The organism is Rhizobium sp. NPDC092011, from assembly GCF_044756305.1.
Taxonomy (GTDB): domain Bacteria; phylum Pseudomonadota; class Alphaproteobacteria; order Rhizobiales; family Rhizobiaceae; genus Rhizobium.
Map to the genome: position 1 here is coordinate 40515 of NZ_JBIVSO010000005.1, position 22921 is coordinate 63435.

Consider the following 22921-nt stretch of genomic DNA (forward strand, 5'->3'; position numbering starts at 1 on the left):
AATCTCTCGTTCACAAGGCACCCGTTGCCCCTAAGCACTGTGCGTTGCAGAGGGAAAACCGCTGCACACTTTTGCCGGGCTGGGTCAGTCGTGTTGCTGCAGCTGAAAGAGATGCTTGATGCGCGAGCTCAGCGAGCTGACGGGAGCGCCGTTGACGAGCATGTCGCCGCTGGCGAACAGATGGCGCTCGGCTTCGATGCGCTTGGCCATGATGGCGCCGAGCTCTTCGGCAAGGGCCGGCCTGTCATGCAGGATCGGCGAGAGGCAATCCTCGCCGATTTCATAGGTAACGACAAAGGTGAGGGCGCGGACTGTGCCGACTTCGCCCGTTCCCATCAGCAGCCCGTTCTCGCCGAAATAATCGCCGGGAGCGAGGCGCGTCAGCTCGATCTGCCGGTGCCCTTCGCGCCTGGTGATGCTGACGACGCCCGAGCGCACGATCGTCAGCGCGCGAAGCTTGGCATCCTGTTCGGCGATAACAGCATCCTTGCGATAGGTGCGCCGCTGCATATGCGAGGCCAGGTGTTCTTTCTCGTCTTCTGTCAGCGACGAGAAGAGCGGGATATTGCTGAGTAGCCGCCACGGCGTGCTGGGAGCATGTTGCTGCTCGCCTGGTGTTTCCGTCTTGTGTTCCGCAGGAAGCGCGAACGTCCCGGGAGGGCCGGCAAGCTTGAGACCTGCTGCTTTCGAATGGCGGTAGAGCAGATCGTAGATTTCATTCTTTGCGACCATCGCCTGCGATATGTCGCGTACGCGGAATGAGAGCTGCAGTTCGATGGCCTGTCCATCGATCGAGTTGATTGAAACGCTCGGCTCCGGCGTCTTCTGGATGGAATTGCAGCTGATCAGAACATTCTGCATCAAGTCGGCAACGATACGAGGCTGCGTGGTCGGCTGGATGCGGACGGTGACACTGGCGCCATGGCTCTCGTCCGGAGAGGAAAGATTGGTGAGCCGCGTCTTGGCAAGGACGCTGTTCGGTATGACCACAAGATCGTTTGTGCCGCTCAGTAGTTGCGTCGCCCGCCAGTTGGTTTCGACGACCCGGCCCTGGATATCATTATCGAGGACGATCCAGTCGCCGACCGAATAGGGGCGACCGAGATTGAGCGCAATGCCTGAGAAGACGTCGCTCAACGTACTCTGCAGGGCGAGACCGAGAATGATGGCGAAGACGCCTGATGTTGCGATCAGCGTGCCGATCGGGACGCTGAAGACATCGCCGACGATGGAGAGGATCGCACCGAGATAGATGATGCCGACGATCAGATCCTGCAGGAGCCGCCCCTCGCGGGGTTTGCGTTCGAAGATCAGGAACAGGCGCACGAAGGCGATCAGCACCCAGGCGCCGTTGATCCACCAGATGATCTTGGCAAAGCCCGTGAAGGTGCGCAGCGTCACCGAATTTTCCGGAGGACTGGGCTCGTAGGGAATAATGCCGTGATAGAGCAGGAGCACGGTCAGAGAGGCGAAGAAGATCAGCTGACCGATCAGACGTCCCGCACGCTGATGGCGCAGCATGATGCGGCTGACGAATGTGCCGATGACGACCAGGATACAGAACTGGACGATCGGATCACCAAGAAGTGCAAGGGGCATGGGGACTTGGCCGCACTCTGTCTTTCGGATGGAGCTAACTTGGCACGAAAGAGGCCGCAACGCCATATGGGGGCGAACCGGCTGGTTTTGTCTTTCGCGATGCTGCGCCCAAAGGTCGCTGCCGTCGCGATCCCGTTGTTTTGGCCTTGATAATTAGATGACGATTATCATCTTACATCTGTCACCCCGTCCTGCTATCTGCTTTCGCGAGCGCACCCTCCGTGCTTCGACATCATCAAGGAATACCCATGACACAGTCTTTCGAGATTCGCGGCGATTTGCTGATCGGTGCAGATTCCACCGGCACTAACAGAACCGCGCATGCCATCAATCCGGCAACCGGCGCCAATCTGGAGCCGGCGTTTGCGATCGCCAGCGAGACCGAGGTGGCGAGGGCTTGCGAATTGGCCGCCCAGGCATTCGATACCTATCGCGCCACCAGCCCGGAACAACGGGCGGCTTTCCTGGAAAAGATTGCCGACAGCATCATGGACATCGGCGACGCGCTGATCGAGCGGGCGACGCAGGAGACGGGACTACCGGTGGCGCGCCTGCAGGGCGAGCGTGCCCGCACCGTTGGCCAGCTTCGGCTGTTCGCGCAAGTGGTCCGCGCCGGCGAGTGGCTCGATCTGCGTATCGATCCTGCCTTGCCGGAGCGCCAGCCGCTGCCACGCGCCGATCTGCGCCTGCGCCAGATCCCGCTTGGTCCGGTCGCCGTCTTCGGCGCCAGCAATTTTCCGCTCGCCTTCTCGGTCGCCGGCGGTGACACGGCTTCGGCGCTTGCCGCCGGCTGCCCGGTCGTCGTCAAGGGCCACCTTGCCCATCCGGGCACGGGCGAGCTGGTGGGGCGGGCCATTCGTGCCGCCGTTTCAGCATGTGGCCTGCCGGAAGGTACGTTCTCGTTGCTGACCGGCGCCAACGAGACCGGTGCTGCACTGGTGCGCGATCCCCGTATCAAGGCGGTGGGCTTCACCGGTTCGCGCGGCGGCGGCATGGCACTTGGCGCGATTGCGGCTGCTCGTCCGGAGCCGATCCCGGTCTATGCCGAAATGAGCAGCGTCAATCCCGTCTTCCTGTTTCCGGCCGCGCTTGCGGCTCGCGCCGAGGCGATCGGCACAGGCTTCATCGATTCGCTGACGCTTGGCGCTGGCCAATTCTGCACCAATCCGGGCCTGATTTTTGCCATCGAGAATTCCGATCTCGACCGCTTCGTCCAGGCAGCCGGCGATGCCTTGAGCGGACGTGCGCCGGCACCGATGCTGACGCCGGGCATTCACGCCGCCTTCGATAAGGGCGTTGCCGCTCTGGCGGAGCATGAGGCGGTGAAGACAGTCGCCCATGGCGCGCCGGCTGAAGGCGTCAATCGCAGCCCGGGCATCTTCTTTGAGACTGACGTCGAACAGTTCCTGGCGGATGAGCGCTTGGGACATGAAGTTTTCGGTTCCGCCAGCCTTCTGGTCCGCTGCAAGGACATCGACCAGATGATCGCGGTTGCGGAAAAGCTCGAGGGCCAGCTGACGGCGACCTTGCAGATCGAGGCGGATGACTATGCTGCGGCCGCCAAGCTGGTGCCGGTTCTTGAGCGCAAGGCCGGGCGCATTCTCGCCAATGGCTGGCCGACCGGCGTGGAAGTCTCCCACGCCATGGTGCATGGCGGACCTTTCCCGGCAACCTCGGACAGCCGCACGACCTCGGTTGGCACGCTGGCTATCCGACGCTTCCTGCGTCCGGTTTCCTATCAGGATCTGCCGGAGGGCTTGCTGCCATCGGAGCTTCGCGATGAAGGCGTCAAGTCGCTGCCGCATCTTCTCGACGGCGTGCGCAAGGGCAACTAAGCCGCCATCTCGATGCGATAGATAAGGTACTCGGAGCGGGCCATATCGGCCCGCTTTTCTTTTGCCCGATGCTAGGCTGCCGAGCTCTGAAGGCGGGCTTCGAGATGGGCCTTGTAGTGCTGGAGGGAGAGTTCCGCTCCAAGATGTGAAAGCTCGGTGGCAACGGCTTCGGCCGCCTGTGCGGCCGGCTCGATGACGCGCTCGAACATGTCGGCTTCATAGGCCTTGACGGCGTCTTTCCAGTCGGCGTTTTCAAGAAGCTGGCGGGCCAGTTCCGCGGCATCCAGCATGGCGGCGTTGACGCCTTCGCCGCCGAAGGGCGACATCACATGGGCGGCATCGCCGAGGAGCGTTATACCGAGGCGGTTCTGCCAATGGTGGCCGACGGGAAGTGCGTGGATCGGCCGTGAAACGATATGGTCGTTGCTGGCGTCGATGAGGCCGATGATCTCCGGCGCCCAGCCTTCGAATTCTGCGGCGAGCCGTACGCGGGCTTTCGCCGGTGAGGCAAAGTCGAACGTCTTCTCGGCCCAGTCGGTCGGCACGCGAAAGATCGCATAACCTCTGACATGGGAATTGCCGTTGCGCTGAACGATCATACCCCGTCCGTCAGCCTCGATGCCGATCTTTCCGCGGCCGACGAGAGCAGCGAGATCGGGGTGGCTCGCATCGATATCGTCGATGCCGAATTCGATGAACGTGATGCCGCTATATTGCGGTCGGTAGGAGGACACCAGCGGCCTGACCTTGGACCAGCTGCCATCGGCGCCGACGACGAGATCAAAGGGTCCGACGATTTCGGTTTCGAAGACAAGATCATACGTGCCGTCGTCGCGCGGACGCACCTCACGCAGGCCCTGGTTCCAGCGCACGAAATCTTCAGGTAGCGAGGCGAGCAGGATATTCCGCAGCGCCGTGCGATCGACCTCGGGCCTGTCGGATTGAGCGGCATCGTCATCGGCAAAGAGCAACTTGGCGTTCTTATCGTAGAGCCGGCTTCCCTGATCCTCGTAGCGGGCGATTGCCAGGAACTCTTCATAGAGACCGGCGCGGCGCAGTGCGAGTTGGCCGGATTCGGCGTGCAGGTCGAGCGTGCCGCCCTGTGGCCGCGCAAGCGCGTGTTCCTCGCGCTCGAAGACCGTCGCCGGCATGCCGGCCCGATGGAGGATGCGAGCCAGCGTCAGGCCACCAGGGCCGGCGCCGATGATGGCGATACGGGGATAAGATGTCATGGACAGGGTTCTCACAATTTCGTAGATAGGTACCTATATAAATCAACATAGGTGCCTATTCAAGTGACGAGGAAGTGATGGATTGGGATTTGTTCGATACGCCGGTGCCGCTCATCAATATGGCGTCGCGCGCCTTCTCACGTCTCGGCGAGCGGCGGGTGAAGGCTTTGGGCTTCAACATCGGCCAGTTGCCGGTGCTCTACATGCTCCGCAACGGGGCGCAGATGTCACAGAAGGATCTGGCGAAATTCGCCAAGATCGAGCAGCCGTCAATGGCGCAGATGCTGGCGCGCATGGAGCGGGACGGGCTCATCCGGCGCACGCCCGATCCGGCGGATGGCCGAAGCAGCCTCATATCGTTGACGGAAGAAGCGGTGGCGAAGCTTCCGGCTGCGCGCCAGGCTCTGGAGGAGGGGCGGGAGCGGGTTCTCTCGGGCTTCAGCGCCGATGAAGTGCAGACGCTCGTTCAACTGATGCGCCGGCTGAACCAGAATCTGGATCGGATGGTGGCCGAGGAGGATGCGTCTTAGAGCACTTCCGCTTCCCTTCGAATCGCGAAAGCGCTCCATCTTCCTATTTTGACGCAAATCCGGACGGAAAACTGCTGATCAGTTTTCCTGGAGTTGCTCTGGACGCGCAGGTTCGCGCACACACGGCGGTTTGAATTCAGATTTCTGCGTAGACGATGCCGGTGAACGAGCCGGCATGGTGCAGCAGTTCCCGCTCGCCAGAGCCGTCCAGGCTCGCGGAATAGAGATTGCCGCCGATGTCGGTGAAGAACATGCGATTGTTCGGCAGATCGAGCGACAGGCCGATGCCTTCGTCCAGGCCTTCGAGAATGACCTCCGACGTTGCGGCGATATCGTCCATCTCGGCGCGGTTGACGGTATTCCCGCGCGGGAGATTGCCGCGGTCGGTCCAGTAGATCGTGCGGGTGGCAAGATCCAGTTCGAGATCGATCGGCTCCGGCAGCTTGTCGAGGAGGACCTCGATATCGCTGCGGTTTGTGGCGGTTTCGCCAGCGGGGATATTGATGCCGGCGCGGAAGATGCGGCCGAGGCCGGCATCCGGCGGTCCCTTCTGGGTCCAATAGATCTGACCGAGCGGCAGGTCGAGGGCGATGCCGACGCACCAGCGCTCGATATCGGCGCTGTCTTCCGGGCTATCGCCATTCTGCACGAGGGTTTCGATGTCGCTGCCGTCGATATTGGCGCGCATCACGCGCATCCCCTCGCGATCGCACCAATAGAGCTTGCCATTGTCGCGATCGAGCTGGATCTGCTTCGGCGTAACCAGCGTGCTACCCGGCGGGATCAGCGTAACGTGGTTGCCACCGTCGAGGTCCATGCGTTCGATCGAGCCGTCATGGGCGTTGTAGTCGTTGCCCATTTCCGTCCAGTAGATCCAGCCATTCTCGCTATCGACGAGAATGCCGTCCGGGCTGCGGCCCGAGCGCTGGACGATGAGCTTGAGATCGGTGCCGTCGATGGAGGAAGAAAGAATTCGTCCATCGTTGATATCGAGGAAGAACAATCGTTCAGTCCTGTCGGCGGAGATGGCAGGCGTCCGTGCTTCTGCTTCTGACATGAGAGCATCCTTTCGAGGGGGGGCGGATCTGCGGATTACAGCGCGGCAATCATGGCATCGGTTGATGACAGCTTCATTCGTCGCTGCGATCACAATGAACATCTGCTGCGTTGCAGCAAACTTCAAGGGCGAGGGCGCGATGGACGCAGCAATGCGCCGTCAAATAACTGTCATTGCTTCGATATAAATCCCCATCATTTCCAGGGGCTGTTCCAATCGGGGGCTGAAGTCCGAAGCCGGAGGTGCTTGATATCGTGTCGACGCTCCAGCAGGTCGCTTTTCGTGCCGGCTGTTCAGTCGCAACCGCGAGCCGCGTGCTCAATCGCAACGGTCCCGTCAGCGACGAGATGGTGCGGCGCGTGCGCCGGGCGGCGGCGGAGCTTGGCTATCGTGCAGCTGGCCGCACCGGCAGCGGCCGGCCGGCGATCGGCGTGCTTATTCCCAGCATCACGAACCCGGTCTTTGCCGCATCGCTTTCCAGTATTCAGAACAGGGCCGTTCATGCCGGCCACAGCGTTCTGATCGCGCAATCGAACTATGATCCGGCGCAGGAGGCGGATGCCGTCGCCTCGTTGTTGCAGCAGCAGCCGACCGGGCTCATCCTGACCGTCTGCGATGCCGAGCGCAGCCTTGCCTTGTCATCCGCCCTGCCGCCGACCGTTCTGCTTGGGAACCCGCCGACGGCGCGCTGTGGCGCAGCGGTTGCGACGGATAATTTCGGTGCGGGCCGGGATCTGACGGAACATCTCCTGCAAAAGGGCCATCGCCGCATTCTATTCATCTCCGGCCACTTTTCCGCATCCGATCGAGCGAAGCTGCGGTATGTCGGCTATGTCAAGGCGATGGAGGCGGCGGGGCAGGAACCTCTCGGTGCGCTTGAGATCTCCTTCGTGAACAGTCTGGAGCAGCTCGATCTTTCGGATGCGATCTCGCGCCTGCGTCCCACAGCGATCATCGCTTCCAACGACCTTCTGGCTTTAGGAGTGATGGGCGCACTGCGGCGGCAGGGTTTTTCCATCCCGCAGGATATTTCGGTTGCGGGCTTCGACGGCATTTCCCTTGGTTTTCTGGGCGAGGTTTCGCTGACCACGGTGGAGATTCCGGACGGCACCATGGGCGCGGCGGCGGCCTCGCTGCTGCTCGACATGGCGGAAAATGCAGCCCCGCCCCGCCACCTCATCGTTCCCTACCGGCTACGCCCGGGTGGCACCGTGCGCAACCTCGCCATCTAGAACAATTTTGGCAAAAAAAGCGCGGCGGTCTCGCGTCCGCAATTGCGTGAAGACAGAGAGACGGAGCACCTCCACCTGTCTTCGAAACGCGAAAACGCCGCCTCCCTTGGGAAGCGGCGCCGATTTCAAGCCCGATCCGGCGATCAGCTGCGCGGCAGCATGCCTTCGACGTCGGAGGCGGCATCATCAAGAGCCTCCCTCGGTGCGGCCGAGCCGTCGACGATACGCGAGAGATTGTCGACGATGGTCTGCGTGACCTTGACGCCGTTGGCACCCGGGAAGGCATACCACGGTGCCATGATCGGCATCTGGCTAAGGCCGGCCTGGAACAGCGGATTCTTCTTGTAGAAATCGCCGAGATATTCGGCCGACTTGGCAGCCAGCTCGTTGTTCGGAACGTAGCCGGTGCCGGGAACGACGACGGAGGCGCCATAGGGGCCGGCGGCGAACTTGGCGAACTTCCAGGCGGCTTCTTCCTTGACCGGATCATGGGTCAGGATGACGACCGCGTTGCCACCTGTCGGAAGGCGACCGTTGACCGGGTCGATCAGCGGGATCTTGGCGGTACGCAGGTCGAACTTGGTGCCGACATTCTTGATGGTGTTGACGAGAGCACCGGTGGTCTGGAATTCGAAGCCGACCTTGCCGGCAGCGAAGGCCTGTTCGCCGGCAGCCTTGGTGAAGACCGGCATGCCGCCTTCCTTGACGAAGCGCTGGATCATCTCGACGGCCTTCTGTCCTTCCGGACCGTTGAAGGCGACCTTGCTTTCGTCGTCGCTCAGCATCTTGCCGCCTGCGCCGAAGAGGAGGGCGGAGAACATCCAGTCGTCACCCTGCCAACGGAAGTCCATGCCGTCGACGCCGTTGCCGAGCGCCTTGATCTTGCCGGCGAGTGCGATGACTTCATCCCAGGTCTTCGGCGGGTTGTCCGGGTTGCCGCCGGCAGCCTTCACCAGATCGGCGTTGTAGTACATGATCGGGTTGGAGGTCGCAAAAGCGAGGCCGACCTGCTTGCCCTTGACCTGGGCGAGCTTCAGGATCGTATCCGAGAAGCCTTTCTCGGCCATGTTGCCCTCTTTCTTGACGAGGGGGCCAAGGTCGACGGCGACGTTGCGCTCGTCCATCATGCGCAGGCGGTTGAGGCCGATAAAGGTCACGTCAGGCATTTCGCTGGTGCCGGCCTGACGCAGGATGGTCTGGATACCTTCCTCATAGGTGGCCGAAGGAGCGGCGAACTGGATCTTGATGTCGGGGTTTTCCTCCATGAACTTCTTCGAGATCGTGTCCATCACGTTCTTGAAGAAGCCGGGCATGGGGTAGTGAACCGTTAGGGTCGTTTCGGCGTAGGCCGGGACCGTCACGACCATTGAAATGGCCGCGGCGGCGAGAATCTGGGTGATATGCTTCATCGCTCGTTCTCCGTTGTCGAACCGATCAGCCTTTGAGACCGGTCATTGTGATGCCCTCGACGAAACGCTTCTGTGCGAGCAGGAATGCCGCGACGAGGGGAAGGGTGATGATGAGGGTTGCCGCCATGAGCGCGCCGTAGTCGTCGCCGGCTTCGGCCGCACGGAAATACATGAGGCCCAGCGGTGGCGTGAAATAGTCCTGCTTGCTGATAACTATCAGCGGCCAGTAGAGGTCGTTCCAGTGCGCGACGACAGAGAAGATCGCGAAGGCCGTGACCGCCGGCCAGGCATTCGGCACGATGACGCGGGCGACGATGCCGAGTTCCGACATGCCGTCGAGACGAGCGGCATGGATCAGATCGTCAGGCATGGCGCGGAAGAACTGTAGGAACATGAAGATCGCGAAGACCGAGATCGAGAAAGGTGCCACGAGAGCCGTGTAGCTGTTCAGGAGCGACAGGTTGTTGAAGCCGACATAGAGCGGCAGCGCCGTCGCATGGATCGGGATCAGCAGGCCGAGCATGATCAGCACCATCATGATGCGGGCCGCCGGGAACTTCAGCTTTGCCATGGCATAGGCGCAGGGAATGGCGATCAGCACCTGGAAGAAGAAGATCAGGCCGCAGACGAGGACTCCGTTGAACAGCAGCGTGCCCATCGAAACCTTGCTCAGCGCCTTGGCGATGTTCTCGACGTAGAAGAAATGTGTCGGGATCAGCTTCAGCGCCGAGGTGAAGATATCGTCCTGCGCCTTGCCGGCAGTCGAGATCATGAAGATATAGGGCGCCAGGAAGATGAGCGAGCCGAGGATCAGAATCGCGAGGCGCAGGATGCGGCCGGGAGTGAAGCCTATCGAGGTCATGTGTAATGCACCTGCCGGTCTTGGACGCGATATTGCAGGAAGGTCAGCACCACGAGGATGGCGAGAAAGACCGTGGTCATCGCCGAGGCATAGCCCACCCGGAGATAGACGAAGCCCTCCTGGTAGATGGTGAAGAGCAGGACTTCCGAGGCATGGTTCGGGCCGCCATCGGTCAGGGCCTTCACGGTGTCGAACACCTTCACCGCATTGATGATGCTGATCGTGGTGACGAAGAGCGTCGTCGGCCCGAGCATCGGCCAGGTCACCAGCCAGAAGCGGTCGAATGACGATTTCGCGCCATCCACTTCAGCTGCGGCGTAAAGCTCGCGTGGGATGGCGGTCAGGCCGGCGAGAAACAACACCATGTTGAAGCCGACCGACTGCCAGACGCCGATGATCGAAAGGCTATAGAGCGCCGTCGCCGACGAGCCGAGCCAGTTCGGTCCGCGCACGCCGATCTCGCCGAGTAGCGCGTTGATGGGGCCGATCGTGGGATGGAAAAGATACTGCCAGACGGTCGCCATCGCGACGATCAGCGAGGCGACGGGCAGGAAATAGGCCGTGCGGAAGAAGCTGCGGCCGATGCCTTCGCTTTCGATCAAAAGCGCGACACCGAGGCCGAGCAAGATCGAGACGGGTGCGACGATGGCCGTATAGGTCGCCGTATTCCAGAGCGATTTGATGAATGCGCGATCTTTGAGCAGATGCGCGTAGTTTTCAAAGGCGACGAAACGCAGACTTTTGTCGCCGAGCTGGAAATCCGTGAAGCCGAGTACGACGACGGCGATGATCGGCGCGATGATGAAGAGGACGATCAGGATGATGGCGGGTAGCGCGAAGAGGAGAGCCGTACGAGCTTCGCTTCGTTCGCGGACCGCGGCCGTCTGCATTGGCAGGGACGTGGCGGCAATGCTAGCCATGCGCCTTCTTCCTGCGGGCATCAACGGTCGTCGGGACAGCGCGCAGGCGACGGCCGTCTTCGGCAAAAACCAGGGCCTGCTCGGCTGCAAGCGAGAGTGCGACGGGCATGCCGGCAGAGAGGCCGGCGGCCTCGGCCGGGGCGAGCTTGACGATCATGGTTTCGCCGATGGCGTCAAGTTTGGCGTAGAGGATGACCTCGGAGCCGAGGAATTCCATGCGCTCGATATGGGCTGCGAGCGCATCCTGGCGATTCTGAGCGAGGCTCACAAATTCCGGGCGAATGCCGAGCGTGACATTGTTGCCGGTAAAGCTGCTGTCTTCGAGCGCCAGGCGTATGCCGCCGAAGGCCACGACGCCGTTTTCCGCAAGCGCCGGCAGGAGATTGATGCGCGGCTGGCCGACGAAGCGGGCGACTTCGATATGCGCGGGATCGTCATAGATCGTCTGCGGCGAGGCAAGCTGCAGCAACTGGCCGCCGATCATAACGGCGACGCGGTCGGCCATCGACAGTGCTTCTGCCTGATCATGAGTGACATAGACCGTCGGCACGCCGGCGCGGCGGTGCAGGTCGACGATCTCGCCGCGGGCGTGGACGCGTAGGTTGGCGTCGAGATTGGAGAGCGGTTCGTCCATGAGGAAGACGGCGGGACGACGCACCATGGCGCGGGCAAGCGCCACGCGCTGACGCTGGCCGCCGGACATCTGGCCGGGCTTGCGGTCGAGCAGGTGGTCGATCTTCAGCGAGACGGCCATTTCGCGGACGTCGCGGATGATGCCGGTGCGCGCCGCGCGCTGGCCGGGGATCAGCGAACCGAGGAAAGGCAGGCGCTGTACACGCGACAGGCGGCGCATGGCGAGCGGCACGGCGATGTTTTCCGAGGCCGTCAGATGCGGATAGAGCGCATAGGATTGAAAGACCATGGCAATGTTGCGATCCGCCGCGGCGACGCCGGAGACATCGTTGCCGCCAAGGACGATTTCGCCGCTATCGGCATGGTCGAGGCCGGCGAGGATGCGCAGCAGCGTGCTCTTACCGCAGCCGGATGGGCCGACGAGGGCAATGAATTCGCCGGGCTCGACCTCGAGGTCGACGCCTTTGAGGATTGCGTTGCCGCCGAAGGATTTGGCGATGCCGCGAAGCGAGAGTGCGCTCATTCGGTCGGCTCCTTCTGAAGCTTCGGGGCGGCCAGTGGATAGACTTCCATGACGACGTCATCGAGGAAGTAGGCGGTCATGCCGGGTACGGCGACAATCTCGGTCGATGCCGTCTCGCCAAGGTCGTGGATCGCCGCGCCGATCAGCCTTTCGCCGGGCATTTCCCGTTCCATCTTGTCGAGGATGAAGGCGCCGGGCGGTGCCCAGACCAGATTCGTATCGTTGAAGCGGCCTTCCCAGGTCCAGTGAAGGTGGCCGCTGCCGAAGAGGGCGACGTCATGGGCTGATATCAGATCGTAGAGACGGCGGCGCTGCGACGGACGCACGCTCCAGTAACCGGTATCGCCTTCATCGGGCGCATCGACGAAGAGCGGCTTATGGGCAAAGATTGCGACGCGGCGTTCGCCACGGCTTTCGAGCATCTCCTGAAGCCAGTCGAACTGCTTGTGCTCTTCGGCATCGTCAAAGCCCATCAGCAGGCTGTTGAGGCCGATCAGGCGCCAGTTGTCGACATCCTTTGCCCAATAATCGGGGCCGACCAGACGGCGCCAGCGGTCCAGTCGCTCGGGATTGACAGGCTGATGGGAGCCGGGCAAGTGGCCGACGTCGTGATTGCCGGGGACGATCAGCATCGGCACCGATACCTGGCGCATCATCTCCACGGAGAAGATGAGATCTTCGTCCTTGTCGGCGCCATCGACGCTCAGATCGCCGGTGTGAATAACGAGATCGGCGCCGCTCGCCTCGATCCATTTTGCCAGCGGCTCCCAATTGCCGTTGAAATGCGGCTTGTTCGGGCTCAAATGGGTGTCGGTGATCTGGATGATCTTCAAGGCGCGTCTCCGGAGTCGTCAGAAATCACGCGCCTGCAAAAGGGGATTCCCTTCAAACCGGCGCGTCTCTGCGCTCTCTTTAGAAGGCGCCCATGTCAGGAAGGTAACGGGTCTTTTCAGCTGTTTTTCAGTTTTGTCACATCACCGTCAAACGATGCCGCCGCTGGCCATGGCGAATAGGGGCCTGTACGCGCCGGGATCGGTGATATAGATCGCTGCCGAAGAGGATTGGATATGTCAGACGAACAGAGCCGCATCACGACACTCGAAGAAACGGTCGCCTATCAGGCAAAGACGATCGAGGAGCTGTCCGACCAGCTCGCGGAGCAATGGAAGGTCGTCGAGCAGACGCGCCAGAAGCTCGATCGGTTGACGGAGCGCTTCCTGACATTGGAGGAGCAGTCGCTCGATGCGCCGGCTATCACCAAGCCGCCGCACTACTGATCCGCGCCGCTTCATCTTCACGTTTCAGTGTTTCACGCGGGCGTGTGTAACAAAAGTGCCTGTCTTCCCGTATTCCCTTGTGACCGAAGCATTTGCCATCGCGGTCGAGAGGAAATCATCATGAAGACTTTATCGACGGACCTCATCCGCATTTATTCGGGGCGTGTCGCCCGCTTTGCCGGCATGACGGCTGCAGCGGTGCTGGTCGGCGGTTTCGCGCTGCAATTCGTCGGCCGCGCTTCGGCCGAAAATGCGCGCGTCATCCCCGCGCCGGCCATGGACGAGAAGGCGGCTTCGGGGACGGAAACCATTGTGCTTGCCGGCGGCTGTTTCTGGGGCGTGCAGGGCGTGTTCCAGCATGTCAACGGCGTCATCAGCGCCACGTCAGGCTATGCCGGCGGCGGCAAGGATGCAGCGCATTACGAAATGGTGAGCGATGGCGATACCGGCCATGCCGAATCCGTGCGCATCGTCTTCGATCCGCACAAAGTCAGCTACGGCCATCTGCTGCAAATCTATTTCTCTGTGGCGCATGATCCGACCGAATTGAACTACCAAGGTCCCGACAGCGGCACGCAGTATCGCTCGGCGATTTTCCCGAGCAGTCAGGAACAGGCCGATGTCGCCAAGGCCTATATCGACCAGCTCAACCATGCGAAGGTCTTCGACGCAGCGATCGTCACCAAGATTGAACCATCCAAGCAATTCTATGCGGCCGAGGCCTATCATCAGGACTTTCTGACGACGCATCCGACCTATCCCTATATCGTCATCAACGATCTGCCGAAGATCAAGAACCTGCAGCATCTGTTTCCCAAGGACTATCGCGCCGACCCGGTTCTGGTTGCGGCGAGCGCCAGCGCGAACTGACCGACCTGTGATCGGCTGACCGGCGGCGAGCGATGTCCGCCGGTCACGGCCGCCTTGCAAGAAATGCTCGTTACTCTCTGCCCGTCTGGTGTATTTCTGCGCGACCTGACATTCATCGAGAGTGCGCTTCGCCATGATCGTCCGCGACCGGCCGAATCTTTTCCAGCTTTTCTTCATCCTTCGCGGTTCGATCATCCGGCGCATTCTGCCGCAGATCATCGCCATCTTCCTTCTGTCCATGCTCATCGTCTGGGGGCATGAGGAACGGCCGCACCTCATCATTTCATTCAACGGGTCGGCGCTTTCGCTGCTCGGCATCGCGCTTTCGATCTTCCTCGGTTTCCGCAACAATGCCTGCTACGATCGCTGGTGGGAGGGCCGCAAGGACTGGGGGCAGCTCGTCTATCTCACGCGCGGTTTCGCGCGCCAGACACTGGTGCTGGAGAGCGCGGGCGAACCGGGCGTCGAGGCACGCAAGACCCTGCTGCGCCTGACGATGGCTTTCGCGCAGGCGCTGGTCTGTCTTCTGCGGCCCGGCAGCGACGAGGGCAAGGTGTTGCGCCTGCTAACCCCAAGCGAGGCCGAGTTCTACCAGGCAGCCCGCAACGGGCCCGATCTCATTCTGCGCCTCATGTGCGCTGATCTCGCGCGATTGAAGGCGTCAGGCGCAATTTCGGATATCCAGTATCAGATGCTGGATATCACGATCGGCCAGATGGGGGCCGCCCAGGCTGCCTGCGAGCGTCTCCGCAACACGCCGCTGCCGTTTGGCTACACGCTGCTTTTGCATCGCACCGCCTATCTTTTCTGTTTCCTTCTGCCCTTCGGTTATGTCGACACGCTCGGCTGGGGCTCGCCCTTCGTCACGGCTTTGATCGCCTATACGTTCTTCGGCCTCGATGCCTTGGGCGACGAGCTGGAGGATCCTTTCGGCCGTCGTCCCAATGCGCTCGCCATCGGCGCTCTTGCCGACACGATCGAGATCAATCTGCGCGAAGCGCTCGGCGAAACCGACCTGCCGCCGCTGCCGCAGCCTAAGGATTTCGTGCTGATGTAAAAAATCAGCAAAAATATTCGGCGGGCCATGGAATAGAATCCGGAGTGCTTCCGTATATAGGTGTATGGAACGCAAAGGACGCACATTCGATGTTTTGGGGCAGCTCGGTTCGCTGAGACGTTACGCCCGCTCGCTCGTGCGCAATGCGGACGAGGCCGAAGATCTGGTGCATGATGCGCTGGTCAAGGCCTATGAGCGGAAGGCGTCTTTCCGGCGTGACGGCAATCTGCGAACCTGGCTTCTGTCGATCCTGCACAATGTGCACATCGACCGCATTCGCCAGAAGAAGTCGCTGAACCGTCGTCATGAGGAAGCTGCTGCTGAGATCGAGCCTGCACTGCCTGCTCCGCAGGACCATACTGTGCGGTTGAGCCAGGTCCGCGAAGCCTTCTTCGGTCTGCCCGAGGAGCAGCGCGAGGCGCTGCATCTCGTGGCGATCGAGGATCTCTCCTATCAGGAGGCGGCAGCCGCCCTCGGCATTCCAGTCGGCACGCTGATGTCCCGCATTGCGCGGGCTCGCGCCAGCCTGCGCAATTTCGAGGAGGCTAGCTCCAAGGTTTCACATCTGCGGCTTATCGAGGGAGGCGGCAATGAAAAACGTTGATCCGATCATCGATACCGATCTCGACGCCTATGTTGATGGCGAGTTGTCGGTCGCGCGCCGTGTCGAGGTGGAATCCTATCTTTCGGAGCATCCGGAGATCGCCGCCAAGGTGATGGCGGATATGAGCATTCGCGGCGAATTGCGTATGGCGTTGGCCGGCGAAAACCCTGTGCTGAAGGCGGAAACCCGCGAAGCCGCACGGCGGCTGGAGCGTGGGCTCGTCTACGGGCGCATGTTCAGCTCGTTCCAGCGCGTTGCCGCCGTTGCCATGCTGGTGATGACCGGTTGGGTCGCGCATACGTCTTTCGGTGCCTTTACGGCAAGCGCGGTCAATGCCTCCGTGCCGGCCCCGGCTTTCGTCGACGATGCGGTGCGCGCCTACAAGACGACCGCAGTGCGGGAAGAGATCAAGCCGCAAACGGCGGCCGAGAATTACAATCCGGAAGAAATCCGTGCATCGACGGCGATCGTCCTGCCGGATCTGCCGGGCGACTGGCGCGTCACCGATGCGCAGATTTATCCGTCCGAATTCGGTCCGAGCGTCGAGATGATGGTCGATGCCGGTGAAGACGGGCATTTGTCACTTTTCGCCGTCCGTCCGGGCAATTTTGCCGTCCAGGAAGTCAGTCATGTCAAGCGTGACGACGTCCAGGCTGCCTACTGGCAGATCGGCGAAGTCGCCTATGCATTGATCGGCAACGGCAAGGCGGGGCAGCTCGATGGCGATGCCAAGAAGCTTGCCCGCAGCCTGTACTAGTTTGAATTAAAGGAGAACGACCATGAATCCGACCAATCCGCGATACGGCTACGGAGCCGGCGCAGGCTCGCAGGCGCTCTTCGACGAAGGTCTGCGCCAGCATATGCTGCGCGTCTATAACTACATGGGTATCGGCCTGGTCTTGACGGGCATCGTCGCGATGATCGTCGGCACGACACCGGCGCTCTACGTGCCGATCTTCCAGACGCCGCTGAAGTGGGTCGTCATGCTGGCGCCGCTCGCCTTCGTGTTCTTCTTCTCGTTCCGCATCCAGACGATGTCGGCAAGCACGGCACAGATGATGTTCTGGGCATTCTGCGCGGTCATGGGCCTGTCGCTGGCATCTGTCTTCCTGGTTTTCACCGGCACGAGCATTGCACGCACCTTCTTCATCGCCGCGACCATGTTCGGCGCGACCAGCCTTTACGGCTACACGACGAAGCGTGACCTTTCCAACATCGGCTCGTTCCTGATGATGGGCCTGTTCGGTGTGATCATCGCCAGCATCGTCAACATCTTCCTTGGTTCCAGCGCCTTGCAGTTTGCCATCTCGGTGATTGGTATCGTCGTCTTCGTCGGCCTGACCGCCTGGGATACGCAGAACATCAAGGAACAGTATGCCGAGAACCACGACCAGGAATCGCAGCAGAAGCTCGCCGTCTTCGGTGCCCTGTCGCTCTACCTGAACTTCGTCAACATCTTCCAGTTGCTGCTGAACCTTACCGGCGAACGGGAGTAAGTCTGAAATTGCCTACTTGAGCGTGATCTCAGCTAAAGGGCACTCCACGCCTTTGGTGATCATGCTCTGGGAATGCGTCTCCCTGGGGGCTTGTTGAGACGCATGACGCGCCTGCAGTATCTGCGCCGATACTGCAGGCGCTATTTTTTTTAGGAATGGGAAACCGGCCCGAGGCGAATCGTCGGGAGTTTCGCTGCACCACCGAGGGGCGGCGAGGCCGACTTGCTGAAGGGCCTGATTTCGTAACCATCTTCGCCGCCGAGCGGCAAAGGGGAAAGGTGCCGGAATAAGAAGAGCACTGGTCAAAGAAAAGGCCCGGTAGCGCAGATCTGCTGCAACCGGGCCTTCCATCATTTTTGGATGTCAGGCCCGTCGTCCGTCAGGAGAGGGCCGCAATCCTACCACTCGGCAGCGCTGCCGTCCTCGTGACGCCAGACGGGATTGCGCCAGCGATGGCCTTCCTTGGCACGCTCGATGACATAGGCCTCGTCCACCTCGATACCGAGGCCCGGACCCTGCGGGATCGAGACGAAGCCGTCGGCATAGTGGAACACCTCCTTGTTGGAGATGTAGTCGAGGATGTCGTTGCCCTTGTTGTAGTGGATGCCGAGGCTCTGCTCCTGGATGAAGGCATTGTAGCTGACGGCATCGACCTGCAGGCAGGCGGCAAGGGCGATCGGGCCAAGCGGGCAATGCGGGGCGAGCGCCACGTCATAGGCTTCGGCCATGGCCGCGATCTTGCGGCATTCGGTGATGCCGCCGGCATGGGAGAGGTCGGGCTGGAGAATGTCGACATAGCCGTCCGACAGCACCGACTTGAAGTCCCAGCGCGAATAGAGCCGCTCGCCAAGCGCAATCGGCGTCGAGCAATGATTGGCGATTTCCTTCAGCGCCTCGCGGTTTTCCGAGAGCACCGGCTCCTCGATGAACAGCAGCTTATAGGGCTCAAGCTCCTTGGCGAGCACCTTGGCCATCGGACGATGCACGCGGCCGTGGAAATCGACGCCGATGCCGATATAGGGGCCGATCGCCTCGCGGATGGTTGCGATGGTTTCGACCGCTTTCTCCACCTTGTCGTATGTGTCGACGATCTGCATTTCCTCGCAGCCGTTGAGCTTGATCGCCTTAAAGCCGCGGGCAACGACCTCCTTGGCATTGTTGGCGACGTCGGATGGACGGTCGCCGCCTATCCAGGAGTAAACCTTGATCTTGTCGCGCACCTGGCCGCCGAGCAACGAGTGGATCGGCTGGCCGAGAGCCTTGCCCTTGATGTCCCAGAGCGCCTGGTCGATGCCGGCAAGTGCCGACATATGGATGGCGCCACCGCGATAGAAGCCGGCGCGGTACATGACGTTCCAGTGATCCTCGATCAGGAAGGGATCCTTGCCGATCAGGTAGTCCTCAAGCTCGTGGACGGCGGCCTGAACGGTCAGCGCCCGGCCTTCTACCACCGGCTCGCCCCAGCCGACGATGCCTTCATCCGTCTCGATCTTCAGGAACAGCCACCGTGGCGGCACTATGTAGGTCGTCAGTTTCGTGATCTTCATGGGATTGCTTCCACTTCGGCTTGTATCAGCGGCGCGGTGCCGCGGAGGTCGGGGGTTCTGAATTTGCATTTCGCGCACCCTCTGGCCTTTGTTCGGCGGCAAGGTCGCGGGCAGCGAGATCGAGCATGCGATTGGCGCAGTCACGGGCGGCCGCGCGGTCGCGCAGGCGTAGTGCCTCCACCAGCTGTCCATGCACGACGATCGCTTCGTCGCGGCTCCGGGCGGCGACATTCGAGGCGTGCAGTGCATATTTGAGGCCCGCATGCATGACGCTCGACAGGCGGCGGAACACCTGATTGTGGCTGGCGCTCAGCAGCACCTTATGAAAGGTCACATCGGCTTCGGTGAAGCTCTCGGGGTCGTCACCGCTATCGCGCATCTGCCGCCAGGCATTGTCGAGATCGGCAATTTCCTGGGCGGTGGCGCGCTCGGCGGCATACTCGGCGGCAACGGGTTCGATGGTGCGGCGCGCCTCGAGGATGGAGCTGAGAATGTCCAGACCTGTAATGTAAGGTCCCATCCATTCGAGCACGTCCTGATCGAGGATGTTCCAGTCGTCCTTGTCGCAAACCGTGGTGCCGATGCGCGGCTTGCCGCGCACAAGGCCTTTTGATTCCAGCACTTTGAGGGATTCTCGGATCACCGTGCGGCTGACGCCATACATCGTGCAGAGATCGTTTTCCCGCGGCAATGTCGAGCCCGAGGGATAACGTTCCGAGCAGATGTCTTCGGCGATCGAGGCTGTCACATTCTTGCGGACGCGGGGGCGGCGCGCTGGCTGAGTTGAAGAGCCATGCCCCTGTCCTTCAAGCGAATCCACCCTATTTCCTCCGGACCAGCGTGCGCTCGGGAAATATCTTGCGATGTCGGGCATATGAAGCCGATACCCAAGCGCTTTTCGTATGGACAGCAGGATACTTCAATCATCATACATTAGCAATGATATTGTATGATGATTAAACGGCATCAACCCATCGAAGATGGGAACAATCCGCTGTCTTGCGCTTTGTCAAAGTCGGCGCCGTTCCTGTTATGGCGGCGTCGTCTTCGACGGATAGAAGGATTAGGATGTCCACGCGGCCCGCGTGAATGCGCCGCTGCCGGATCATCGCGGGAGGCGAAGATTCTGCTTCCAAAGCTCAGCTCAACGACAAGGAGGACGACATGCAGATCAATCGTACAGGTTCGGCTCAATGGTCCGGCGGTTTGAAGGATGGCAAAGGCCAGATCTCCACCCAGAGCGGCGCGCTCAACAGTTATCCATATGGTTTTGCCAGCCGCTTCGAAGGCGTGCCCGGCACCAATCCGGAAGAACTGATCGGGGCAGCGCATGCTGGCTGCTTCACCATGGCTCTGTCGCTCATTCTCAACGAGGCGGGCTTCACGGCCGAGAGCATGGAAACCACGGCCAAGGTAACGCTGGAAAGCGTCGAAGGTGGCTTTGCCATTACTGCGATCCATCTGACGCTGAAGGGCAAGGTTCCCGGCACTGACGAGGCCACGTTCACCGAGCTCGCCAACAAGGCCAAGGCCGGGTGCCCGGTTTCCAAGGCGCTTGCATCCGTTCCGATCTCGCTCGAAGTTCACGCCGCCTAAACCGGCTGTTTCGGCGCTTGCGCCGCGCTGGTTGGCGCGGCGCGTTTGGTATATATTCCGCATTCGGGCATTGGGCTGTCATTCATCGGAATGCAGTGCTCAAGGGAGAGGCGAATGTCTGGAATTCTCTTCATTCACGTCGTTATAAGCTTGATTGCCATTGTCAGTGGCGTCGTCGTCGCTCAGGGCTTTCTTACCGCCAACCGCCACGACCGGTCGACCATGGTCTATATGGTCACGACCATCCTCACCAGTCTGACGGGTTTTCTGTTCCCGTTTCACGGCGTCACGCCGGCAATCATTGTCGGCAGCCTCTGTGTTCTCATCTTCATACCAACGGCACTTGCGCGGTACAGGTTTCATCTTGCCGGCATCTGGCGCGCTGTCTTCGTGGTGGGTGCCCTGGTACTGCTCTTCTTCAACTGTCTGGTGCTGATCATACAGTCGTTTCAGAAGATACCGGTACTCAACGTGCTGGCGCCAAACGGCAATGAACCGCCGATCGTTGCGGCACAACTGGCGCTGCTGGTGGCCTGTCTGCTTGTGGGTTATTTCAGCATTCGTCGCTTCCGCCCGAGACTTATCGGTATCTGATCCGACTTCTGCTGCTCGCGCAGCGGAATTTGGGACGCTTCTGCGCGATTGCGCGGAGCGTTTTGCGATCACTTAACCCTTGTTTCAGGTTGTCGGGCGCATCCTCGGCATATTCATTAGCATCCAAAAACTGCCTGCGGTTGTGGGCGATTTCGTTGACATCGGTGCCTTGATGGTTTACGAGTGACGAAAATTGAAAATCGTCACTCGTAAACCATCAGGTTCTGTTCATGCTCGATCTTCCCGATGTCAGCGCCGACCCTGCGCGCCAGGAAAACATCGCGCGCATTCTCGATGCGGCCGAAAAACTCTTTCGCCACTACGGTTATAGCAAGACCAACGTGGCCGACATTGCCCGCGACCTCGGCATGTCGACGGCGAATATCTATCGTTTCTTCGGTTCGAAAACGGAGATCCATCAGGCCATTTGCGGGCGGATGCTTGAGCAGAGCTACCAGATGGCGCTTGCGATCCGCAAACAGCCGATCAGCGCGGCCGACCGGCTGCGGGCCTACACGATGGGTCAATACAGAATAACCGTGGAGAACATGCTCGATGAGCAGAAGGTGCATGAGATGGTCGTTGTCGCCATCGAACGCGAATGGCACGTCATCGAAAAATTCATCGAACGCATCCAGGAGCTGACTGGCGAGATCATCGCCGAGGGGATCGCCGCCGGCGAGTTCGTGGAGCAGGATCCGCATATCGCAGCCATGTGCTACGGCGCGGCAACCGTCAATCTCTGTCACCCGCAGATGGTGGCACAGTGCCTCAACAAGACCCACGAGGCCAGGCCCGAAGATATCATCGAATTCGCCATCAGGGCTTTGAAGAAATAACGACGCGCGCACCGGATGGCCGGCGCGCTTTCACTCTTTTGTTCGACTAGGAGAGCGACATGGTTTCGCTGACGACCAACACCCTACGCACCGTTGCCGGCGCGGCGCTGATTGCCGCCCTTGGGCTCGGGCTTGCGGGCTGCAATGAGAAGAAGGAAGAGACGGCGGAGGTCATCCGGCCGGTGAAAGTGGTCGAGATCGCCAAGGCGGACACGACGCGCAAGCTCGACTATTCGGGCGCAGTCAAGGCGCGCACCGACATGAACCTCGGCTTCCGGATCAACGGCAAGATCGTCGAGCGCAAGGTGGATATCGGCCAGAAGGTGAAGCCCGGCGACGTGCTCGCTCGCATCGATGCGACTGACTATACGCTTGCAGTGCGTCGCTCCCAGGCAGATCTGGATGCGGCCGAAAAGCAGGTGCAGACGGCTGAGCTTGCCCGCAATCGCGCTCAGGCGCTTTTCAGCAAGAACGTTACCTCGAAATCGCAGCTCGAACAGGCCGAACTTTCCTACGAGCAGGCTGTTTCGACGCGCGACTCGGCTAACTCGGCACTGACCGAGGCGAAGAACCAGGTTGCCTATGCGGACCTGACTTCAGACCTGAACGGTATCGTCACTTCGGTGAACGCAGATGTCGGCCAGGTGGTCAGCTCCGGCACGCCCGTTATTACCGTCGCTGTCGACGGCGAAAAGGAAGTACAGGTTGCGGTGCCGGAAATGGACATCGCCCAATTCAAGGTGGGCAAGGACGTCAAGGCGCGCTTCTGGTCCGACTCGGCTCTCGTGCTGGATGGAAAGGTGCGGGAAGTCTCCGGCAGTGCCGACCAGTCGCGTACCTTCGCGGTGCGCGTCAGCCTGCCGAACGATCCGCGCGTGCTGCTCGGCATGACTGCGACGATCGAGGCGCTTGCTGACAACACCCAACCCTTTGTCTCAATTCCGCTCAGCGCTCTTGCGCAAAAGGACGGGCAGAAGATCGTCTGGCTCGTCGATCGCAGCGCCGGTACGGTTCATTCCCGCGCCATCAAGGTTGCCGATTTCGCCGATGACGGCGTGAGGGTTGCCGACGGCCTCAAGGCCGGAGACGTTGTCGTCGCTGCCGGCACGCAGTTCATGACCGAGAATATGAAGGTCAAGCTCCCGGCTGATTCAGCCCAGCAGGCCTCCGCTGAAACCAAAGCCGCTTCGGCGGATGTCGTACGCTGAC

23 protein-coding genes are annotated in these 22921 nt (G+C 60.9%); 13 read left to right on the forward strand and 10 right to left on the reverse strand.

What is annotated here, in order from left to right; genetic code table 11:
- Window positions 1–84 precede the first annotated feature (84 nt).
- Entirely contained in the window at window positions 85–1599 is a 1515-nt protein-coding gene (locus tag ACIQJ2_RS21340; RefSeq protein ID WP_400677593.1) for a mechanosensitive ion channel family protein, read from the reverse strand.
- A gap of 248 nt (window positions 1600–1847) precedes the next feature.
- Here ACIQJ2_RS21340 and ACIQJ2_RS21345 point away from each other — a divergent pair, with 248 nt between their 5' ends.
- Window positions 1848–3434 carry an aldehyde dehydrogenase (NADP(+)) gene (locus ACIQJ2_RS21345; protein WP_400677595.1) on the forward strand — a complete coding sequence of 529 codons (1587 nt, stop codon included), beginning with the start codon at window positions 1848–1850 and terminating at the stop codon, window positions 3432–3434.
- A 71-nt stretch (window positions 3435–3505) separates the two neighbouring features.
- Here the strand turns inward: ACIQJ2_RS21345 and ACIQJ2_RS21350 are convergent, their stop codons facing one another.
- Window positions 3506–4666, reverse strand: a complete 1161-nt coding sequence (locus tag ACIQJ2_RS21350; protein ID WP_400677597.1) for an FAD-dependent oxidoreductase — start codon at window positions 4664–4666, stop codon at window positions 3506–3508.
- A 77-nt stretch (window positions 4667–4743) separates the two neighbouring features.
- On the opposite strand from ACIQJ2_RS21350, the gene ACIQJ2_RS21355 reads away from it, so the two are divergent.
- Window positions 4744–5196 (forward strand): MarR family transcriptional regulator, encoded by a 453-nt coding sequence (locus tag ACIQJ2_RS21355; protein ID WP_199149766.1) that lies wholly within the window; start codon window positions 4744–4746, stop codon window positions 5194–5196.
- Window positions 5197–5332: 136 nt separating this feature from the next.
- On the opposite strand, the gene ACIQJ2_RS21360 is transcribed toward ACIQJ2_RS21355, so the two are convergent.
- Window positions 5333–6253, reverse strand: coding sequence for a YncE family protein (locus ACIQJ2_RS21360; protein WP_400677598.1), 921 nt, complete (start codon window positions 6251–6253; stop codon window positions 5333–5335).
- A 254-nt stretch (window positions 6254–6507) separates the two neighbouring features.
- Between ACIQJ2_RS21360 and ACIQJ2_RS21365 the strand changes: the two genes are divergently transcribed.
- Window positions 6508–7485 carry a substrate-binding domain-containing protein gene (locus tag ACIQJ2_RS21365; RefSeq protein WP_199149771.1) on the forward strand — a complete coding sequence of 326 codons (978 nt, stop codon included), beginning with the start codon at window positions 6508–6510 and terminating at the stop codon, window positions 7483–7485.
- 143 nt (window positions 7486–7628) lie between these two features.
- Here ACIQJ2_RS21365 and ACIQJ2_RS21370 read toward each other — a convergent pair whose 3' ends face one another.
- The 5 genes from ACIQJ2_RS21370 to ACIQJ2_RS21390 are packed head-to-tail and all read right to left on the reverse strand — an operon-like array spanning window position 7629 to window position 12665.
- Entirely contained in the window at window positions 7629–8894 is a 1266-nt protein-coding gene (locus ACIQJ2_RS21370; protein ID WP_400677599.1) for an ABC transporter substrate-binding protein, read from the reverse strand.
- A 25-nt stretch (window positions 8895–8919) separates the two neighbouring features.
- Entirely contained in the window at window positions 8920–9756 is an 837-nt protein-coding gene (locus tag ACIQJ2_RS21375) for a carbohydrate ABC transporter permease (protein ID WP_400677601.1), read from the reverse strand.
- Entirely contained in the window at window positions 9753–10676 is a 924-nt protein-coding gene (locus ACIQJ2_RS21380) for a carbohydrate ABC transporter permease (protein WP_400677602.1), read from the reverse strand. Before ACIQJ2_RS21380 ends, ACIQJ2_RS21375 begins: the two co-directional genes overlap by 4 nt.
- Entirely contained in the window at window positions 10669–11832 is a 1164-nt protein-coding gene (locus ACIQJ2_RS21385; RefSeq protein ID WP_400677604.1) for an ABC transporter ATP-binding protein, read from the reverse strand. Before ACIQJ2_RS21385 ends, ACIQJ2_RS21380 begins: the two co-directional genes overlap by 8 nt.
- Entirely contained in the window at window positions 11829–12665 is an 837-nt protein-coding gene (locus ACIQJ2_RS21390; protein WP_400677606.1) for a metallophosphoesterase family protein, read from the reverse strand. Before ACIQJ2_RS21390 ends, ACIQJ2_RS21385 begins: the two co-directional genes overlap by 4 nt.
- Window positions 12666–12899: 234 nt before the next feature.
- On the opposite strand from ACIQJ2_RS21390, the gene ACIQJ2_RS21395 reads away from it, so the two are divergent.
- The 6 genes from ACIQJ2_RS21395 (at window position 12900) to ACIQJ2_RS21420 (ending at window position 17136) form a co-directional block, all read left to right on the forward strand.
- Window positions 12900–13109 carry a SlyX family protein gene (locus ACIQJ2_RS21395; protein ID WP_184711376.1) on the forward strand — a complete coding sequence of 70 codons (210 nt, stop codon included), beginning with the start codon at window positions 12900–12902 and terminating at the stop codon, window positions 13107–13109.
- Between the two features lie 120 nt (window positions 13110–13229).
- Window positions 13230–13979 (forward strand): peptide-methionine (S)-S-oxide reductase MsrA, encoded by a 750-nt coding sequence (gene msrA, locus ACIQJ2_RS21400; protein ID WP_400677607.1) that lies wholly within the window; start codon window positions 13230–13232, stop codon window positions 13977–13979.
- 133 nt (window positions 13980–14112) lie between these two features.
- The gene (locus tag ACIQJ2_RS21405) at window positions 14113–15036 is read left to right on the forward strand and encodes a bestrophin family protein (RefSeq protein WP_400677608.1); all 924 of its coding nucleotides are present in this window, start codon (window positions 14113–14115) and stop codon (window positions 15034–15036) included.
- Between the two features lie 64 nt (window positions 15037–15100).
- Entirely contained in the window at window positions 15101–15640 is a 540-nt protein-coding gene (locus ACIQJ2_RS21410; RefSeq protein WP_199149758.1) for a sigma-70 family RNA polymerase sigma factor, read from the forward strand.
- On the forward strand, window positions 15627–16397 hold the full coding sequence (locus ACIQJ2_RS21415) for an anti-sigma factor (protein WP_199149757.1): 771 nt from the start codon (window positions 15627–15629) through the stop codon (window positions 16395–16397). The genes ACIQJ2_RS21410 and ACIQJ2_RS21415 overlap by 14 nt, the downstream gene beginning before the upstream one ends.
- A 22-nt stretch (window positions 16398–16419) precedes the next feature.
- A complete protein-coding gene (locus ACIQJ2_RS21420) occupies window positions 16420–17136 on the forward strand; it encodes a Bax inhibitor-1/YccA family protein (RefSeq protein ID WP_199149756.1) in 717 nt (238 codons plus the stop codon).
- Between the two features lie 398 nt (window positions 17137–17534).
- On the opposite strand, the gene dgoD is transcribed toward ACIQJ2_RS21420, so the two are convergent.
- A complete protein-coding gene (gene dgoD, locus ACIQJ2_RS21425; protein ID WP_400746585.1) occupies window positions 17535–18683 on the reverse strand; it encodes a galactonate dehydratase in 1149 nt (382 codons plus the stop codon).
- A 25-nt stretch (window positions 18684–18708) separates the two neighbouring features.
- The gene (locus ACIQJ2_RS21430; RefSeq protein ID WP_400678026.1) at window positions 18709–19503 is read right to left on the reverse strand and encodes a FadR/GntR family transcriptional regulator; all 795 of its coding nucleotides are present in this window, start codon (window positions 19501–19503) and stop codon (window positions 18709–18711) included.
- Window positions 19504–19847: 344 nt separating this feature from the next.
- Here ACIQJ2_RS21430 and ACIQJ2_RS21435 point away from each other — a divergent pair, with 344 nt between their 5' ends.
- The 4 genes from ACIQJ2_RS21435 to ACIQJ2_RS21450 all read left to right on the forward strand — a co-directional run bounded on the left by ACIQJ2_RS21435 (window position 19848) and on the right by ACIQJ2_RS21450 (window position 22920).
- On the forward strand, window positions 19848–20279 hold the full coding sequence (locus ACIQJ2_RS21435; protein ID WP_400678025.1) for an OsmC family protein: 432 nt from the start codon (window positions 19848–19850) through the stop codon (window positions 20277–20279).
- Between the two features lie 114 nt (window positions 20280–20393).
- The gene (locus ACIQJ2_RS21440) at window positions 20394–20873 is read left to right on the forward strand and encodes a hypothetical protein (protein WP_400678024.1); all 480 of its coding nucleotides are present in this window, start codon (window positions 20394–20396) and stop codon (window positions 20871–20873) included.
- Between the two features lie 230 nt (window positions 20874–21103).
- The gene (locus ACIQJ2_RS21445) at window positions 21104–21712 is read left to right on the forward strand and encodes a TetR family transcriptional regulator (RefSeq protein ID WP_184711394.1); all 609 of its coding nucleotides are present in this window, start codon (window positions 21104–21106) and stop codon (window positions 21710–21712) included.
- A 59-nt stretch (window positions 21713–21771) separates the two neighbouring features.
- Entirely contained in the window at window positions 21772–22920 is a 1149-nt protein-coding gene (locus ACIQJ2_RS21450; protein ID WP_400678022.1) for an efflux RND transporter periplasmic adaptor subunit, read from the forward strand.
- Window position 22921 lies beyond the last annotated feature (1 nt).

Bases quoted from the DNA above. Each gene is read 5' to 3' on its own strand.
- ACIQJ2_RS21440 (WP_400678024.1), top strand. From the start codon at position 20,394: ATGTCTGGAATTCTCTTCATTCACGTCGTTATAAGCTTGATTGCCATT.
- ACIQJ2_RS21375 (WP_400677601.1), bottom strand. From the start codon at position 9,756: ATGACCTCGATAGGCTTCACTCCCGGCCGCATCCTGCGCCTCGCGATT.
- ACIQJ2_RS21355 (WP_199149766.1), top strand. From the start codon at position 4,744: ATGGATTGGGATTTGTTCGATACGCCGGTGCCGCTCATCAATATGGCG.
- dgoD (WP_400746585.1), bottom strand. From the start codon at position 18,683: ATGAAGATCACGAAACTGACGACCTACATAGTGCCGCCACGGTGGCTG.
- ACIQJ2_RS21435 (WP_400678025.1), top strand. From the start codon at position 19,848: ATGCAGATCAATCGTACAGGTTCGGCTCAATGGTCCGGCGGTTTGAAG.
- msrA (WP_400677607.1), top strand. From the start codon at position 13,230: ATGAAGACTTTATCGACGGACCTCATCCGCATTTATTCGGGGCGTGTC.
- ACIQJ2_RS21380 (WP_400677602.1), bottom strand. From the start codon at position 10,676: ATGGCTAGCATTGCCGCCACGTCCCTGCCAATGCAGACGGCCGCGGTC.
- ACIQJ2_RS21395 (WP_184711376.1), top strand. From the start codon at position 12,900: ATGTCAGACGAACAGAGCCGCATCACGACACTCGAAGAAACGGTCGCC.
- ACIQJ2_RS21405 (WP_400677608.1), top strand. From the start codon at position 14,113: ATGATCGTCCGCGACCGGCCGAATCTTTTCCAGCTTTTCTTCATCCTT.
- ACIQJ2_RS21415 (WP_199149757.1), top strand. From the start codon at position 15,627: ATGAAAAACGTTGATCCGATCATCGATACCGATCTCGACGCCTATGTT.
- ACIQJ2_RS21360 (WP_400677598.1), bottom strand. From the start codon at position 6,253: ATGTCAGAAGCAGAAGCACGGACGCCTGCCATCTCCGCCGACAGGACT.
- ACIQJ2_RS21370 (WP_400677599.1), bottom strand. From the start codon at position 8,894: ATGAAGCATATCACCCAGATTCTCGCCGCCGCGGCCATTTCAATGGTC.
- ACIQJ2_RS21385 (WP_400677604.1), bottom strand. From the start codon at position 11,832: ATGAGCGCACTCTCGCTTCGCGGCATCGCCAAATCCTTCGGCGGCAAC.
- ACIQJ2_RS21420 (WP_199149756.1), top strand. From the start codon at position 16,420: ATGAATCCGACCAATCCGCGATACGGCTACGGAGCCGGCGCAGGCTCG.
- ACIQJ2_RS21340 (WP_400677593.1), bottom strand. From the start codon at position 1,599: ATGCCCCTTGCACTTCTTGGTGATCCGATCGTCCAGTTCTGTATCCTG.
- ACIQJ2_RS21345 (WP_400677595.1), top strand. From the start codon at position 1,848: ATGACACAGTCTTTCGAGATTCGCGGCGATTTGCTGATCGGTGCAGAT.
- ACIQJ2_RS21450 (WP_400678022.1), top strand. From the start codon at position 21,772: ATGGTTTCGCTGACGACCAACACCCTACGCACCGTTGCCGGCGCGGCG.
- ACIQJ2_RS21410 (WP_199149758.1), top strand. From the start codon at position 15,101: ATGGAACGCAAAGGACGCACATTCGATGTTTTGGGGCAGCTCGGTTCG.
- ACIQJ2_RS21350 (WP_400677597.1), bottom strand. From the start codon at position 4,666: ATGACATCTTATCCCCGTATCGCCATCATCGGCGCCGGCCCTGGTGGC.
- ACIQJ2_RS21445 (WP_184711394.1), top strand. From the start codon at position 21,104: ATGCTCGATCTTCCCGATGTCAGCGCCGACCCTGCGCGCCAGGAAAAC.